We start from the raw sequence: 14,900 nt of genomic DNA, 5'->3' as shown, positions 1-14,900 counted from the left end.
CGCGCCCGACCGGCAGCCGGGTCGCGATCGCGTTGCCGAACTGGCGGCGCGGTGCGCCGGTTTCAATGGGCGGCAAGTCGGCGCCGATCGCTTCGACGATCGTATATCCGGGCAGCAGGGCCGCGAGTTCGGCGAACTGGTCGGCCCCGGGGCGGCCGGGCAGAGCGCTGAAGCCGCGCGTGACCTCCTGCAGGCACAGCACGTCGAAATCGCCGAGCTCATGGATCGCCGCGACGGTGCGCGAAAGATCGACGACGCCGTCCGCGTCCCGACCCCATTGGATGTTCCAGTCGATCAGTCGCAAGGTTGAATCTCCTGTCGGGCGGGTTTCGGGCCGAGGGCCGCTCCCGGATCGGCTCCACGAGCCCACCCGGTCGCCGGTGCTCCCGGGCCGCCTAGGTGGCCGCTCCGGCGCAATGCCGGGCCGTCTATGCTCAAGTATCGACGCTTGCCGCATGCAAAGCGGGCGATGCGGGCCTTCGTCGTCTACAATCTCGCCTTCTTCAACGTTTGTCAGGAAAAGCTGGTGTCCGAAGCCGTCCCCACTTCTGCGCGCAAATCTAGAAATGCGCCCGTCGCGCCCGGAATCGCCCCGGTTCTCGAGATCGAATCGCTCGACATGGAAGCGCGCGGTGTCGGCCGCACGATCACCGAGGACGGCGAGCCGGGCAAGGTCATCTTCGTCGAGGGTGCGCTGCCGGGCGAACGCGTGACCTATTCGAGCTTCCGACGCAAGCCGAGCTACGAGCAGGCGACGGTTGTCGACATTCTGCGCCCGAGCGTGATGCGCACGAAGCCGAAATGCGCGTTCTTCGGCACCTGCGGCGGTTGCTCGATGCAGCATCTCGACATGCGCGCACAGGTGGCGGTCAAGCAGCGCGTGCTCGAGGACAACCTGTGGCACCTGGCGAAGCTGCGCGCGGAAACGATGTTCGCGCCGATCCACGGCCCGTCGTGGGGCTATCGCTACCGCGCACGCCTGACCGTGCGCAACGTCGCGAAGAAGGGCGGCGTGCTGGTGGGGTTCCACGAGAAGAAGAGCAGCTATGTCGCCGACATGACGAGCTGCGAAGTGCTGCCGCCGCACGTGTCGGCGATGCTCGTGCCGCTGCGCCGGCTCGTCGAGGGGCTGTCGATCCGCGATCGGATGCCGCAGATCGAGCTCGCGGTCGGTTCGGAAGTCACGGCGCTCGTGCTGCGCGTGCTGGAGCCGATCAACGCGGACGACGAAGCGCTGCTGCGCGCGTTCGCCGACGAGCACAAGGTGCAGTTCTGGCTGCAGCCGAAAGGTCCGGATACGGTGGCGCCGTTCTATCCGCTCGACGTATCGCTCGACTACACGCTGCCGGAATTCGGCATCCGCATGCCGTTCAAGCCGACCGACTTCACGCAGGTCAACCATCAGATCAACCGCGTGCTGGTGGGCCGCGCGCTGCGTCTGATCGCACCGTCCCGTGACGACCGTGTGCTCGACCTGTTCTGCGGGATCGGCAACTTCACGCTGCCGCTCGCGCGGCTGTCGCGTGAGGTGATGGGCATCGAAGGCAGCGACACGCTGACGACGCGCGCGCTGGCGAACGCGCGCGAGAACGGTGTCGACGGCCACACGACGTTTGCCTGTCGTAACCTGTTCGAAGTGACGGGCGACGACATCCGCGCGCTCGGCGCATTCGACAAGTTCCTGATCGACCCGCCGCGCGAAGGCGCGCTCGCGGTGTCGAAGGCGCTGGCCGAGATCGCGCAGAGCGGCGAGGGCCCGCTGCCGAAGCGCATCGTCTACGTGTCGTGCAACCCGTCGACGCTGGCGCGCGACGCGGGCCTGCTCGTGCACGAGGCCGGCTACCGCCTGAAGGGCGCCGGTGTCGTGAACATGTTCCCGAATACGTCGCACGTCGAATCGATCGCACTGTTCGAGCGCGACTGAGCCCAGGCGGTGGACGTAAAAAAACCGGCCCGCGGGCCGGTTTTTTCATGGGTGTAGCGAACGTCAGTTGCGGTTGCCGCCGAAGATACCGAGCAGCGCGAGCAGGTTCGTGAACACGTTGTACAGATCGAGGTAGATCGCGAGCGTTGCCGAGATGTAGTTCGTCTCGCCGCCGTTCACGACGCGCTGGACGTCGAACAGCATGTAGGCCGAGAAGATCGCGATCGCGAGCACCGACACGGTGAGCATCAGCGCCGGGAGTTGCAGGAAGATGTTCGCGACCGATGCGAGCAGGATCACGATCACGCCCATGAACAGCCACTTGCCGAGCCCCGAGAAATCACGCTTGCTGACGGTGGCGATCGTTGCCATCGCGGCGAAGATGATGCCGGTGCCGCCGAACGCGAGCATGATCAACGACGGGCCGTTCGAGAAGCCGAGGATGAAGCTCAGCAGCCGCGACAGCATCAGGCCCATGAAGAACGTGAAGCCGAGCAGCACGAACACGCCGGCCGCGCTGTTTTTGGTCCGCTCGATCGCGAACATGAAGCCGAACGCGATCGCGAAGAACGCGAGCAGGCTCATCATCGGGCTCGTGGCCGCGAACAGCGAGAAGCCCGTCGCGACGCCGACCCAGGCGCCCAGCACGGTCGGTACCATCGACAGCGCGAGCAGCCAGTACGTGTTCCGCAGCACGCGGTTGCGAACCTCGGCGGTGCTGACGGAACCGCCGCGGCCGAAATTGTACGGATAGTCGTTCATGGTTTCTCCTAACATTGAACGCATGGGCGTCCGGGGCCGGTTCGGCACACGCGGTGTGCGGCGCAGCAAACCGGAGCAGCTATGGCTAAGATACGTTCCGTGCCGGGAGGTTTCAATGGCCGTGCGGCACAAAACATTTGGATTCTGAACCTTTCATGCGTGTAAGGGTTCAATCGCAATGATACACGGGATCGTGCTACAATAGCGGATTCATTTGAACCTGTAACTTCTTAATTTTTTGGAGTTTTTATGGCAATCGAGCGCACCCTGTCGATCATCAAGCCGGATGCGGTGGCAAAGAACGTGATCGGCCAGATCTACAGCCGTTTCGAAGGCGCCGGCCTGAAGATCGTCGCATCGCGCATGGCACACCTGTCGCGTGCAGACGCAGAGAAGTTCTACGCGGTTCACGCAGCGCGTCCGTTCTTCAAGGACCTCGTCGATTTCATGATCTCGGGCCCGGTGATGATCCAGGTTCTGGAAGGTGAAGGCGCGATCCTGAAGAACCGCGACCTGATGGGCGCAACGGATCCGAAGAAGGCAGAAAAGGGCACGATCCGCGCCGATTTCGCCGACAGCATCGACGCGAACGCCGTGCACGGCTCGGACGCTGCTGAAACGGCAGCGGTCGAAGTCGCGTTCTTCTTCCCGGAAATGAACGTTTACTCGCGCTAAGCCCTGGCTGGCAGCAAGTAGGCAGGATTCAGCGCACGCGGCAAGGCAGCACATCATGACGAGCGAAACTTCCGTCAATCTTCTCGACTTCGATGCCGAGGGTCTTGTCGCGTACTGCGGCAGCCTCGGCGAGAAGCCGTTCCGCGCCAAGCAGTTGCAGCGCTGGATCCATCAGTACAACGCTGGCGACTTCGACGGCATGACCGATCTCGCGAAGTCCTTGAGAGAGAAACTCAAGGGCCGCGCGTCGATCGGCATGCCCGAGATCGCCAGCGATCACGTTTCCACCGACGGCACGCGCAAGTGGCTGATCGACGTCGGAAACGGCAATGCGGTCGAAACCGTGTTCATCCCGGAAGAGACGCGCGGCACGCTGTGCGTGTCGTCGCAGGCCGGATGTGCGGTCAACTGCCGCTTCTGTTCGACGGGCAAGCAGGGCTTTTCCCGCAACCTGTCGACAGCCGAAATCATCGGCCAGCTACGGATGGCCGAATTTGCATTGCGAGCGTCACTGGGCCGTGCGCCCGGCCCGAACGGCAAGGCCGAACGGGTCGTCACCAACGTGGTGATGATGGGCATGGGCGAGCCGCTGCTGAATTACAGCGCGGTCGTGCCGGCGATGCGGCTGATGCTCGACGACAACGCGTACGGCCTGTCGCGCCGCCGCGTTACGCTGTCGACGTCCGGTGTGGTGCCGATGATGGACCGCCTCGGTGCCGAACTGCCGGTCGCGCTGGCCGTTTCGCTGCACGCGCCGAACGATCCGCTGCGCGACGAGCTGGTGCCGCTCAACAAGAAGTATCCGCTGCGCGAGCTGATGGCGGCTTGCCAGCGTTATCTGAAAGTCGCGCCGCGCGACTTCATTACTTTCGAATACTGCATGCTGGACGGCGTCAACGACACCGAAGCGCATGCGCGCGAACTGCTGGCCGTCACGCGCGACGTGCCGTGCAAGTTCAATCTGATCCCGTTCAATCCGTTTCCGGAATCGGGCCTCATCCGCTCGAAGCCGGAGCAGATCAAGCGCTTTGCGCAGGTCCTCATCGACGCGGGTGTCGTCACGACCGTGCGCAAGACGCGCGGCGACGACATCGATGCCGCATGCGGCCAGCTGGCCGGCGCAGTGAAGGACCGCACGCGCCTCGCGGAACGTACGGGCGCAGCAGGAAAAATCATCGAAGTTCGGGCGATTTGACAGGGACGCCTAGCCGGGGATGCTAGGACCTTTAAGCGGTACAACACGCGAATAGCGATCGGTCGCGGCGCCTCGGCGTCGCGCATGGTATGGACAGTTGCGGGTGCCGGCCGGCGGGAATCGGCGGCGGCCGCCAGTGAAGAAGAATCGACGCGAGGACAAGGATGAGTGAGCCGCAGCCGTCTAACGGCGCAGAGACGAATGGCGCGAAGCCGGCACCGGCAGGGTTGGAATCGCTTGCGGCAGTCGGCAGCCGACTGGCGCAGCTTCGGGAGACAAGGGGTTGGACCGTCGACGACGTGTCGGCGCGACTCAAGGTCGCACCGCAGAAGCTTCGGGCGCTCGAGGCCGGTGACATCAGCCATTTGCCCGGTGTGACATTCGCGCTCGGTGTCGTGCGCAGCTACGCGAAGATGCTCGGCGTCGATCCGGAACCGTTCGCGCAGGCGTTGCGCCGTGAGCGCGGGGTGCCGGAAGTCGACCTGTCGATGCCCGCGTCGTCGGGGACGGATCTGCCGCGCGGCCGTGTTTCGATTCCGCTGGGCGGATCGTCCCGTCATCACCCTTGGCTGTGGGGCACGGGGATCGTCGTCGTCGCGGTGGTTGCGGTACTGATGTGGCACACTGGCGGCGATTCGTCGAGCCTGCTCGCACGCTTCAAAGGCGGCGACGCGGAGCATGCATCGGCCGCGAGCGTGCCGGCGGCGGCATCGTCGTCATCCGTCGAAGAGGCGGCTTCGGGCGGTGCGTCCGCCGTGGTTGCGAATGAGGTTCCGGCCCCGGCCGTTGCGTCTGCAGCCCCGGCGCCGGCCGTTGCGTCGGCTGCTCCGGCGCCTGCACCCGTGGCGCCGGTGGTGACCGCGGCTGCATCGCAGCCCGTCGTGGCAACGACGGCCGCAAGCGCCGCCGCACCGGCTCAGCCGGCGAGCGTCGTCGTCGCGGCCGGTCAGTCGATGGTGGAACTGAAGGTCAAGCAGGACAGCTGGTTCAGTGTGCGCGACAAGAACGGCAAGGAGCTGTTCTCCGGGCTGGTGCACAGCAGCGAGGCGAAGCAGGTCGCGGGCGACGGCCCGTTCAAGGTCACGATCGGCAACAAGGCGGGCCTCGACGCGATCGCGTTCGACGGAAAACCTGTCGATCCGGCAAAATATTCGGCAGCGCGGGGTAATGTGGCGCGGTTCACGTTGCCCTGACGTCAAGCGCCGTGGCGAAGGCCTGTCGTCGATATCGGCAGGCCGTGAGGGCACGGCGCTTTTTCAATTCATGCGCCGCGTCGCGGCGCATTCCGCGTAAATGGATCTATCGATGCAATCCGAAGCTCAATCCCCACGCAGCAGTCAGATTTGTTCAACCGAGCCGGTGTTCGGCGGGCATCAGCCGCGCCGTGTATCGCATGCGGTGGATGTCCGCTGGGGCGGGCAGCTCGTGACGATCGGCGGCGACGCGCCGGTGCGCGTGCAGTCGATGACGAATACCGACACGGCCGACGCGATCGGCACGGCAATCCAGATCAAGGAACTCGCGAACGCGGGCTCCGAACTGGTGCGCATCACGGTCAACACGCCCGAGGCCGCGGCCGCCGTGCCGGCGATCCGCGAGCAGCTCGACCGCATGGGCGTGACCGTGCCGCTCGTCGGCGATTTCCACTACAACGGCCACCTGCTGCTGCGTGACTACCCGGGCTGCGCCGAGTCGCTGTCGAAGTACCGGATCAACCCGGGCAACGTCGGCCAGGGCGCGAAGCGCGATACGCAGTTCGCGCAGATGATCGAGGCCGCGGCCAAGTACGACAAGCCGGTGCGGATCGGCGTGAACTGGGGCAGTCTCGACCAGGATCTGCTCGCGCGCATGATGGACGAGAACGGCGCGCGTTCGCAGCCGTGGGATGCGCAGAGCGTGATGTACGAGGCGCTGATCCAGTCGGCGATCGGCTCGGCCGAGCGTGCGGTCGAACTGGGCCTCGGCCGCGACCGCATCATTCTGTCGTGCAAGGTCAGCGGCGTGCAGGACCTGATCGCCGTGTACCGCGAACTCAGCCGCCGCTGCGGCTTCGCGCTGCACCTCGGGTTGACCGAGGCGGGCATGGGCTCGAAGGGCATCGTCGCGTCGACGGCTGCACTCGGCGTGCTGCTGCAGGAAGGGATCGGCGACACGATCCGCATCTCGCTGACGCCGGAACCGGGCGCGTCGCGCACGGGCGAGGTGATCGTCGGCCAGGAAATCCTGCAGACGATGGGCCTGCGTTCGTTCGCACCGATGGTGATCGCGTGCCCGGGCTGCGGCCGTACGACGAGCACGCTGTTCCAGGAACTCGCGATGCAGATCCAGACCTACCTGCGCGAGCAGATGCCGGTCTGGCGCAAGGAGTATCCGGGCGTCGAGAAAATGAACGTCGCGGTGATGGGCTGCATCGTCAACGGCCCGGGCGAATCGAAGCACGCGAACATCGGCATCAGCCTGCCGGGCTCGGGCGAGAACCCGGCCGCGCCTGTCTTCATCGACGGCGAGAAGGTCAAGACGCTGCGCGGCGAGCGGATCGCCGAGGAATTCCAGCAGATCGTCAGCGACTACGTCGAACGCAACTACGGCCGCGCTGAGGCCACGAACTAATTCGTCCACACACACGATGACTGAACAAAAACGCAAGATCGAGAAGCTCACCGGCGTCAAGGGCATGAACGACATCCTTCCGCAGGATGCCGGCCTTTGGGAGTTCTTCGAGGCTACGGTGAAATCGCTGCTGCGCGCATACGGTTACCAGAACATCCGCACGCCGATCGTCGAGCACACGCAGCTTTTCACGCGCGGCATCGGTGAGGTCACCGACATCGTCGAAAAAGAGATGTACAGCTTCACCGACGCGCTGAACGGCGAGAACCTGACGATGCGCCCGGAAAATACCGCGGCCGTCGTGCGCGCGTCGATCGAGCACAACATGCTGTACGACGGCCCGAAGCGCCTGTGGTACATCGGCCCGATGTTCCGTCACGAGCGTCCGCAGCGCGGCCGCTATCGCCAGTTCCACCAGGTCGGCGTCGAGGCCCTTGGCTTCGCGGGCCCTGATGCGGATGCCGAAATCATCATGATGTGCCAGCGCCTGTGGGACGACCTCGGCCTGACCGGCATCAAGCTCGAGATCAACTCGCTCGGCCTCGCCGAAGAGCGCGCCGCGCATCGCGTCGAACTGATCAAGTACCTCGAGCAGTTCACCGACGTGCTCGACGAGGATGCAAAGCGCCGCCTGTATACGAACCCGCTGCGCGTGCTCGACACGAAGAACCCCGCGCTGCAGGACATCGCGCAGAACGCGCCGAAGCTGATCGACTTCCTCGGCGACGAATCGCGCGCGCACTTCGAAGGGCTGCAGCGCCTGCTGCTCGCGAACAACATTCCGTTCAAGATCAACCCGCGTCTCGTGCGCGGTCTGGACTACTACAACCTGACCGTGTTCGAGTGGGTGACCGACAAGCTCGGTGCGCAGGGCACCGTCGCAGCCGGTGGCCGCTACGATCCGCTGATCGAGCAGCTCGGCGGCAAGCCGACCGCCGCGTGCGGCTGGGCAATGGGCATCGAGCGGATCCTCGAACTGCTGAAGGAAGAGGATCTCGCACCGGAGCAGGAAGGCGTCGACGTATACGTCGTGCACCAGGGCGAGACCGCGCGCGAACAGGCGTTCATCGCGGCCGAGCGCCTGCGCGATACGGGCCTCGACGTGATCTTCCACTGCAGCGCCGACGGCGCGCCGGCGAGCTTCAAGTCGCAAATGAAACGGGCCGACGCAAGCGGCGCCGCGTTCGCGGTGATCTTCGGTGAAGAAGAGGTTGCAAACGGCACGGTGGGCGTGAAAGCGCTGCGCGGTGCGGGCGCAGACGGGGAAAAGAACGTTCAGCAGACCGTACCGGTCGAAGGCTTGACCGAATTCCTAATCAATGCGATGGTTGCATCCGCCGAAGACGGCGACGACTGATCGCGCTGGCATCCGCTCGACAAAAACGGCCTGAACAGGAAGGAATCGCTCGCCGATGAGTTATCACGACGAACAAGAATCGATTGAAAGTCTCAAGGCGTGGTGGGCCCGCTGGGGCAACCTCACCACGTGGATCGTGCTCGCGGCGCTCGTCGTCGCGGCCGGTTTCAACGGCTGGAACTACTGGCAGCGCCGTCAGGCTGCCGAGGCGTCCGGGCTGTACGAACAGGTCCAGAAGGCCGCCGCCGCGAACGACAAGGCAACGATGGCTCGCGCGGCCGCCGACATGGAAGACAAGTTCGGCAGCACGCCGTATGCGCAGATGACTGCACTCTCCGCCGCGAAGACGCTGTACGCAGCCGGCGATTCGGCCGGTGCGAAGGCGCAGCTGCAATGGGCCGTCGATCACGCCAAGGATGACGAGTACAAGCAGATCGCGAAGCTGCGTCTCGCGTCGCTGCTGCTCGACGAGAAGGCGTACGATGCGGGCCTCGCGCTGCTGTCGGGTACGCCGGTCGATGCATTCAAGGGCCTCGTGGCCGATCGCCGCGGCGATCTGCTTGCCGCGCAAGGCAAGACCGACGATGCGCGCGCGGCTTACAAGCTTGCGCTCGACGGCCTGTCGAAGGACGACCAGTCTGCGCGTCAGCTCGTGCAGTTCAAGCTGGACGCGCTCGGCGGCTGAACCCCGGTCCCCTCAACCTCTTAACTCTGCTTCGCTAACCGATGAATTTGCTGAAACGTTACGCTGTGCCCGTTGCCTGCGCGGCGGCTGTCCTCGCACTGGCGGCCTGCTCGTCGTCGAAGGACGCGCGCCGCGTGCCGACGCCGCTCACCGAGTTCAAGCCCGTGATGGACGTGCAACAGGTCTGGAAGGCGAGCGTCGGCAAGGGCGGGCGCTACCTGTTCTCGCCGGTGGCCGTGGGCGACGCCGTCTATGCAGCGGGCGAAAACGGTTCGGTCGAGAAGATCGACGCGAAGACGGGCCAGACGCTCTGGCGCGCGAAGGTCGGTTCCGACCTGTCGGCCGGTGTCGGCAGCGACGGCAACCTGACCGCAGTCGGCGCGCTGAAGGGCGGCGTGTTCGTGCTGGGCCCGGACGGCAAGCAACTGTGGAATACCAGCGTGCAGGGCGAGATCTTCTCGCCGCCGCTCGTCGGCAACGGCCTCGTGGTCGTCCGCACGATCGACGGCCAGGTGATCGCGTTCAACGCGCAGACGGGCGAGCAGAAGTGGAACTACCGCAACCGCGCGGTGCCGCTGAACCTGCGCGTGTCGGCCGGCATGACGTTCGCGGGTGACGCGGCGGTGCTGGCGGGCTTCCCCGGCGGCGGGCTGGTCGCGATCAACCTGCAGACGGGCGAGCCGTTCTGGCAGACGCCGGTGTCGTTCCCGAAGGGCGTGACCGAGGTCGAGCGCATCAACGACGTCAGCGGCCCGCCGACGCTCGTGGGCGCGGAAGCCTGTGCGGTAACGTTCCAGGGGCAGCTCGGCTGCTTCGATGCGAACTCGGGCCGCCCGCTGTGGGAAAAGGCGTTCTCGAGCCGCAGCGGTCTCGCGCAGGACGATTCGGTAGTCGCCGGCGGCGACGACTGGTCGGTCGTGACCGCGTACGACGCCGCTTCGGGCAACCAACTGTGGCGCAACGACAAGCTGAAGAGCCGTGACGTCGGCGTGCCGTATCTGCTCGGGCACGCAGTTGTGATGGGCGATTACAAGGGCTTCGTGCACTTCCTGTCGCGCGAAGACGGCAGCTTCATCGCACGGATGAAGACCGACGGCAGCGCGATTACGGCGGCGCCGGTCCTCGCGGGCAATACGCTCGTCGTGCAGACGAAGGACGGCGGCCTGTACGGATTCCGTCCGCGCTGACGCGCAGGAAACATGCGCGGCCGCGGCGCGACGGGCTTGTCCCGCGCGCTGCGGCCGCGCGACTTGAAGGCGGCCGGTGCTCCCGGCCGCTCGGTATTTGAAAGGCAGTTCCAGACGAAAGACGATGGCGCGCATTGCGCGCCAGGCGCGCGCATCCGGCGCGGCGCGAATTCGTGATATTTTCATTCAGCGCAGCCGCCCGCAGCAGCGGGCCTCCCGCTGCTGCGCTTCACCGTAGAAAACACAGATGAAACCGGTCATTGCCCTCGTTGGGCGCCCCAATGTGGGGAAATCCACGCTGTTCAACCGGCTCACGCGCTCGCGTGATGCGCTGGTCGCCGACTTGCCGGGCCTGACGCGCGATCGCCATTACGGCGAAGGGCGCGTCGGCGAGCGGCCGTACCTGGTCGTCGACACGGGCGGCTTCGAGCCCGTCGCGAAGGACGGCATCCTGCACGAGATGGCACGCCAGACGCGGCAGGCCGTCGAGGAAGCCGACGTTGTCGTCTTCATCGTCGACGGCCGCAACGGGCTTGCGCCGCAGGACAAGTCGATCGCCGACTACCTGCGCAAGACCGGCCGGCCGATCTTCCTCGTCGTCAACAAGGCCGAGGGGATGAAGTACACGGCGGTCGCGACGGACTTCTACGAGCTCGGGCTCGGCGATCCGCGTGCGATCTCGGCTGCGCACGGCGACGGCGTCACCGACATGATCAACGAGGCGCTGGATGTCGCATATGCGGACCGTCCGGAGGAAGAGGACGAGAACGACCCGTCGCGCGGCATCAAGATCGCGATCGTCGGCCGTCCGAACGTCGGCAAGTCGACGCTCGTGAACGCGCTGATCGGCGAGGATCGCGTGATCGCGTTCGACATGCCGGGCACGACGCGCGATTCGATCTACGTCGACTTCGAGCGTAACGGCAAGAAATACACGCTGATCGACACGGCCGGCCTGCGCCGCCGCGGCAAGGTGTTCGAGGCGATCGAGAAGTTCTCGGTCGTGAAAACGCTGCAGTCGATCTCCGACGCGAACGTCGTCATTCTTCTGCTGGATGCGCAGCAGGACATTTCCGACCAGGACGCACACATCGCCGGCTTCGTCGTCGAACAGGGTCGTGCGCTCGTGATCGGCGTCAACAAGTGGGACGGCCTTGACGAGCATGCGCGCGAACGCGCGAAAGCGGATTTGACCCGCAAGCTGAAATTCCTCGACTTCGCGAAATCGCACTTCATTTCGGCCACGAAGAAGACCGGCATCGGCACGCTGATGCGCTCGGTCGACGACGCATACGCGGCGGCGATGGCGAAACTGCCGACGCCGAAACTCACGCGCGCGCTGATCGAAGCGGTCGAGTTTCAGCAGCCGCGCCGTCGCGGCCCGGTGCGTCCGAAGCTGCGCTACGCGCACCAGGGCGGCCAGAATCCGCCGATCATCGTCATCCACGGGAACGCGCTCGACGCCGTGACGGAAACGTACAAGCGTTACCTGGAAAACCGGTTCCGCGAAACTTTCTCGCTGACAGGGACTCCATTGCGCATAGAGTTCCGTTCGTCGAACAATCCGTACGCGGACAAGAGCTGAAGACGTCTGTTACACGCGTCACGCAAGGGGTTGGCCGCAAGGCCTATGCCCCGGGCGGGCCAGGCAAAATCGGCTATAGTGTAGCGATTGGCGCCGGATCTCTTTTTCTTCGCCGCCAACCCAGATCAACCTGCAAAAAAAGATGGAGTACGCCATGAGCAACAAAGGGCAATTGTTACAAGACCCGTTTTTGAACGCACTGCGCAAAGAGCACGTTCCCGTTTCGATCTACCTCGTTAACGGCATCAAGCTTCAAGGGAACATTGAATCGTTCGACCAGTACGTCGTGTTGCTCCGTAATACGGTGACCCAGATGGTGTACAAGCACGCCATCTCGACGGTCGTGCCGGCGCGCCCGGTGAATTTCCACCCGGACGCGGAAGCCTCGTCCTAACTTATCGCAGCGGCCGGCATCCGGTCGCCGCGAGCGACCGATGCCAGCCGCCTTATCTTGACACCTGAAAATTTGATCAACGCAGCGCTCGTCGGCATCGATTTCGGCAAGACCGATTTCGAAGCCAGTCTCGAAGAACTCAGTCTTCTCGCCTCCAGCGCGGGGGCCCGTCCCGCAGTCACCCTCACGGGTCGTCGCTCCAGTCCCGATGCCAAGATGTTCATCGGCAGCGGCAAAGCCGAAGAACTCCGGCTCGCCTGCGACGCGCACAACGTCGAAATCGTCATCTTCAACCACGCCCTGGCGCCCGCCCAGCAACGTAATCTGGAGCAGGCACTTAACAGGCGCGTGGTCGATCGCACCAGCCTCATCCTCGACATCTTTGCACAGCGTGCCCGCAGCCACGAAGGCAAGCTGCAGGTCGAGCTCGCGCAGCTTCAGTACCTGTCGACGCGACTCATTCGCGCGTGGACCCACCTTGAGCGGCAGAAGGGGGGTATCGGCCTGCGCGGCCCCGGTGAAACCCAGCTCGAAACCGACCGCCGGCTGATCGGCGAACGCATCAAGATGCTGAAGTCGCGGCTCGACCGGCTGCGCCGGCAACACAGCACGCAACGCCGGCAGCGCGCGCGCAGCGGCACGATGTCGGTGTCGCTCGTCGGCTATACGAACGCGGGCAAGTCGACGCTGTTCAACGCGCTGACGAAGGCGCAGGCCTATGCGGCCGACCAGCTGTTCGCCACGCTCGATACGACGTCGCGGCGCGTGTACCTCGGTGACGAGGTCGGCCAGATCGTCGTGTCGGATACGGTCGGGTTCATCCGCGAGTTGCCTCACCAGCTGGTCGCCGCATTCCGCGCGACCCTCGAGGAAACGATCCACGCGGATCTGCTGCTGCACGTGGTCGATGCGTCGAGCGCGGTCAGGCTCGAACAGATCGAGCAGGTCAATGGCGTGCTGCACGAGATCGGCGCGGACACGATCCGGCAGGTGCTGGTGTTCAACAAGATCGACGCCGTGCCTGAGCTGGCGGCCCGCGGCGACGCGGTCGAGCGGGACGAGTATGGTAATATTTCGCGCGTCTTTTTGAGCGCGCGCACCGGTCAGGGTCTTGACGCGTTGCGTGCCGCCATCGCCGAAATCGCCTCCGCGGAACACCTTTCCAGCGCGACGTTACCCAACGGCGCGCTCGACGGCGCCCCCGCTGAACCACACGAAGACCACACGATTTCCGAACACGGGCGCTAACCGGTCCCGGCCGGTTCGCCGGCGTCTAATCTGGTGAACAAACTCTGGTGAACGAATACAACGAGCGGAGTACCTGGCGGCGGATGCGCGCCTTGCTGTCGATCAACGATCCCCGCTGGGGACGCGGCGAAAGCAATGGCAAAGACGGATCCCGTCCCCGCCCGAACGAATCGAAGCGCCCGCAAGGCGGCGACGGCGATGGTCCGCCCGATCTCGACGAGATGTGGCGCAACTTCAACCGGCGCCTGAACGGCCTGTTCGGCGGCAAGGGCGGCAACGGCTTCCGTCCTGACAACGGGCGAGCCGCGCGAGTCGGCGTCGGCATCGTGATCGGCGTGCTGGTCGCGGTCTACGCGGGCAGCGGGCTGTTCGTCGTACAGGAAGGGCAGACGGGCGTCGTGCTGCAGCTCGGCAAGCTGTCGGGCACGGTCGGCCAGGGTGTGCACTGGCGCGCACCGTATCCGTTCGCGTCGCACGAGATCGTCGATACGGCGCAGGTCCGCTCGATCGAGATCGGCCGCAACAACGTCGTGCGTCTCGCGAACGTGAAGGAAGCAGCGATGCTGACGCGCGATGCCGACATCGTCGACGTGCGCTTCATCGTCCAGTACCGCATCCGATCCGCGACCGATTACCTGTTCCGCAGTGTCGATCCCGAGCGCAGCGTCTCGCAGGCCGCCCAGGCCGCGGTACGTGCGATCGTCGGCACGCGCAGCGCAGCCGACGTGCTGAACCAGGACCGCGATGCGCTGCGCGAGCAGCTTTCCGCCGCGATCCAGCGCGATCTCGATCGCTACCAGTCGGGGCTCGAGGTGACGGCCGTCACGATGCAGAGCGTTGCGGCGCCCGAGCAGACGCAGGCCGCGTACGGCGAAGTCGCGAAGGCGCGCGACGAGCGCGAGGCCGCGAAGCGCGCCGCACAGGCGTATGCAAACGACCTGCTGCCGAAGGCGCAGGGCGATGCGGCGAAGCTCGTCGACGAAGCGAAGGCGTATGCCGATCGCGTCGTCACGGAAGCCGAAGGCGATGCCGACCGCTTCAAGCAGGTCTATGCGCAGTACTCGAAGGCGCCCGCGGTGATCCGCGAGCGGATGTATCTCGAGACGATGCAGGAAATCTATTCGAACTCGACCAAGGTGTTCGTCGGCAACAAGGGCGGCAATAGCGTCGTGTATCTGCCGCTCGACAAGCTCGTCGAACAGGGGCGACAAAACGCCGCGGGGTCCACGGGCGCCTCCGCGCCCGATGCGGCGTCGTGCTCGGCCCGAACGTCGCGAT

Annotated in this window: 14 protein-coding genes; 12 read left to right on the top strand and 2 right to left on the bottom strand. The window is 65.1% G+C overall.

What is annotated here, in order from left to right; translation table 11 throughout:
* On the bottom strand, nucleotides 1-304 hold a 304-nt coding region (locus G3N93_RS20390), incomplete at its 3' end, for an endonuclease/exonuclease/phosphatase family protein (RefSeq protein WP_374196489.1).
* A 165-nt stretch (nucleotides 305-469) separates the two neighbouring features.
* Here G3N93_RS20390 and rlmD point away from each other — a divergent pair.
* Nucleotides 470-1,924, top strand: coding sequence for a 23S rRNA (uracil(1939)-C(5))-methyltransferase RlmD (rlmD, locus tag G3N93_RS20385; RefSeq protein WP_241026620.1), 1,455 nt, complete (start codon nucleotides 470-472; stop codon nucleotides 1,922-1,924).
* 63 nt (nucleotides 1,925-1,987) lie between these two features.
* On the opposite strand, the gene G3N93_RS20380 is transcribed toward rlmD, so the two are convergent.
* Complete coding sequence (locus tag G3N93_RS20380; RefSeq protein WP_006761414.1) at nucleotides 1,988-2,686, bottom strand: Bax inhibitor-1/YccA family protein; 699 nt, start codon at nucleotides 2,684-2,686, stop codon at nucleotides 1,988-1,990.
* 249 nt (nucleotides 2,687-2,935) lie between these two features.
* Between G3N93_RS20380 and ndk the strand changes: the two genes are divergently transcribed.
* From ndk to hflK, 11 genes are all read left to right on the top strand, one after another.
* Entirely contained in the window at nucleotides 2,936-3,361 is a 426-nt protein-coding gene (gene ndk / locus G3N93_RS20375) for a nucleoside-diphosphate kinase (protein WP_011352265.1), read from the top strand.
* A gap of 55 nt (nucleotides 3,362-3,416) precedes the next feature.
* Nucleotides 3,417-4,556 (top strand): 23S rRNA (adenine(2503)-C(2))-methyltransferase RlmN, encoded by a 1,140-nt coding sequence (gene rlmN / locus G3N93_RS20370; protein ID WP_069248105.1) that lies wholly within the window; start codon nucleotides 3,417-3,419, stop codon nucleotides 4,554-4,556.
* A 164-nt stretch (nucleotides 4,557-4,720) separates the two neighbouring features.
* The gene (locus G3N93_RS20365) at nucleotides 4,721-5,749 is read left to right on the top strand and encodes a helix-turn-helix domain-containing protein (RefSeq protein WP_174941087.1); all 1,029 of its coding nucleotides are present in this window, start codon (nucleotides 4,721-4,723) and stop codon (nucleotides 5,747-5,749) included.
* 112 nt (nucleotides 5,750-5,861) lie between these two features.
* Nucleotides 5,862-7,166 (top strand): flavodoxin-dependent (E)-4-hydroxy-3-methylbut-2-enyl-diphosphate synthase, encoded by a 1,305-nt coding sequence (gene ispG, locus G3N93_RS20360; protein WP_089494984.1) that lies wholly within the window; start codon nucleotides 5,862-5,864, stop codon nucleotides 7,164-7,166.
* 16 nt (nucleotides 7,167-7,182) lie between these two features.
* Nucleotides 7,183-8,523, top strand: a complete 1,341-nt coding sequence (hisS, locus tag G3N93_RS20355) for a histidine--tRNA ligase (protein ID WP_206133798.1) — start codon at nucleotides 7,183-7,185, stop codon at nucleotides 8,521-8,523.
* A 55-nt stretch (nucleotides 8,524-8,578) separates the two neighbouring features.
* Entirely contained in the window at nucleotides 8,579-9,208 is a 630-nt protein-coding gene (locus G3N93_RS20350) for a tetratricopeptide repeat protein (RefSeq protein WP_174941083.1), read from the top strand.
* A gap of 41 nt (nucleotides 9,209-9,249) precedes the next feature.
* On the top strand, nucleotides 9,250-10,395 hold the full coding sequence (gene bamB, locus G3N93_RS20345; RefSeq protein WP_174946415.1) for an outer membrane protein assembly factor BamB: 1,146 nt from the start codon (nucleotides 9,250-9,252) through the stop codon (nucleotides 10,393-10,395).
* Nucleotides 10,396-10,642: 247 nt separating this feature from the next.
* Nucleotides 10,643-11,980: a ribosome biogenesis GTPase Der gene (gene der, locus G3N93_RS20340; protein WP_051890220.1), complete on the top strand. Its 1,338-nt coding sequence runs from the start codon at nucleotides 10,643-10,645 to the stop codon at nucleotides 11,978-11,980.
* Between the two features lie 154 nt (nucleotides 11,981-12,134).
* Nucleotides 12,135-12,374, top strand: a complete 240-nt coding sequence (hfq, locus tag G3N93_RS20335; RefSeq protein WP_006399927.1) for an RNA chaperone Hfq — start codon at nucleotides 12,135-12,137, stop codon at nucleotides 12,372-12,374.
* A gap of 72 nt (nucleotides 12,375-12,446) precedes the next feature.
* On the top strand, nucleotides 12,447-13,622 hold the full coding sequence (gene hflX, locus G3N93_RS20330; protein ID WP_174946413.1) for a GTPase HflX: 1,176 nt from the start codon (nucleotides 12,447-12,449) through the stop codon (nucleotides 13,620-13,622).
* A gap of 47 nt (nucleotides 13,623-13,669) precedes the next feature.
* Nucleotides 13,670-14,900 (top strand): FtsH protease activity modulator HflK (gene hflK, locus G3N93_RS20325; protein ID WP_206133797.1); only part of this gene is annotated, 1,231 nt, incomplete at its 3' end.

This window comes from Burkholderia sp. Se-20378 (genome assembly GCF_017104665.1).
Taxonomy (GTDB): domain Bacteria; phylum Pseudomonadota; class Gammaproteobacteria; order Burkholderiales; family Burkholderiaceae; genus Burkholderia; species Burkholderia lata.
Note: the sequence above shows the minus strand (reverse complement) of the source record. Positions and strands in the feature narration are given on the sequence as shown.

What these genes read in the sequence shown, in the direction of transcription:
- rlmD (WP_241026620.1), top strand. Translation starts at nt 470, where the DNA reads ATGCGGGCCTTCGTCGTCTACAATCTCGCCTTCTTCAACGTTTGTCAG.
- G3N93_RS20380 (WP_006761414.1), bottom strand. Translation starts at nt 2,686, where the DNA reads ATGAACGACTATCCGTACAATTTCGGCCGCGGCGGTTCCGTCAGCACC.
- ndk (WP_011352265.1), top strand. Translation starts at nt 2,936, where the DNA reads ATGGCAATCGAGCGCACCCTGTCGATCATCAAGCCGGATGCGGTGGCA.
- rlmN (WP_069248105.1), top strand. Translation starts at nt 3,417, where the DNA reads ATGACGAGCGAAACTTCCGTCAATCTTCTCGACTTCGATGCCGAGGGT.
- G3N93_RS20365 (WP_174941087.1), top strand. Translation starts at nt 4,721, where the DNA reads ATGAGTGAGCCGCAGCCGTCTAACGGCGCAGAGACGAATGGCGCGAAG.
- ispG (WP_089494984.1), top strand. Translation starts at nt 5,862, where the DNA reads ATGCAATCCGAAGCTCAATCCCCACGCAGCAGTCAGATTTGTTCAACC.
- hisS (WP_206133798.1), top strand. Translation starts at nt 7,183, where the DNA reads ATGACTGAACAAAAACGCAAGATCGAGAAGCTCACCGGCGTCAAGGGC.
- G3N93_RS20350 (WP_174941083.1), top strand. Translation starts at nt 8,579, where the DNA reads ATGAGTTATCACGACGAACAAGAATCGATTGAAAGTCTCAAGGCGTGG.
- bamB (WP_174946415.1), top strand. Translation starts at nt 9,250, where the DNA reads ATGAATTTGCTGAAACGTTACGCTGTGCCCGTTGCCTGCGCGGCGGCT.
- der (WP_051890220.1), top strand. Translation starts at nt 10,643, where the DNA reads ATGAAACCGGTCATTGCCCTCGTTGGGCGCCCCAATGTGGGGAAATCC.
- hfq (WP_006399927.1), top strand. Translation starts at nt 12,135, where the DNA reads ATGAGCAACAAAGGGCAATTGTTACAAGACCCGTTTTTGAACGCACTG.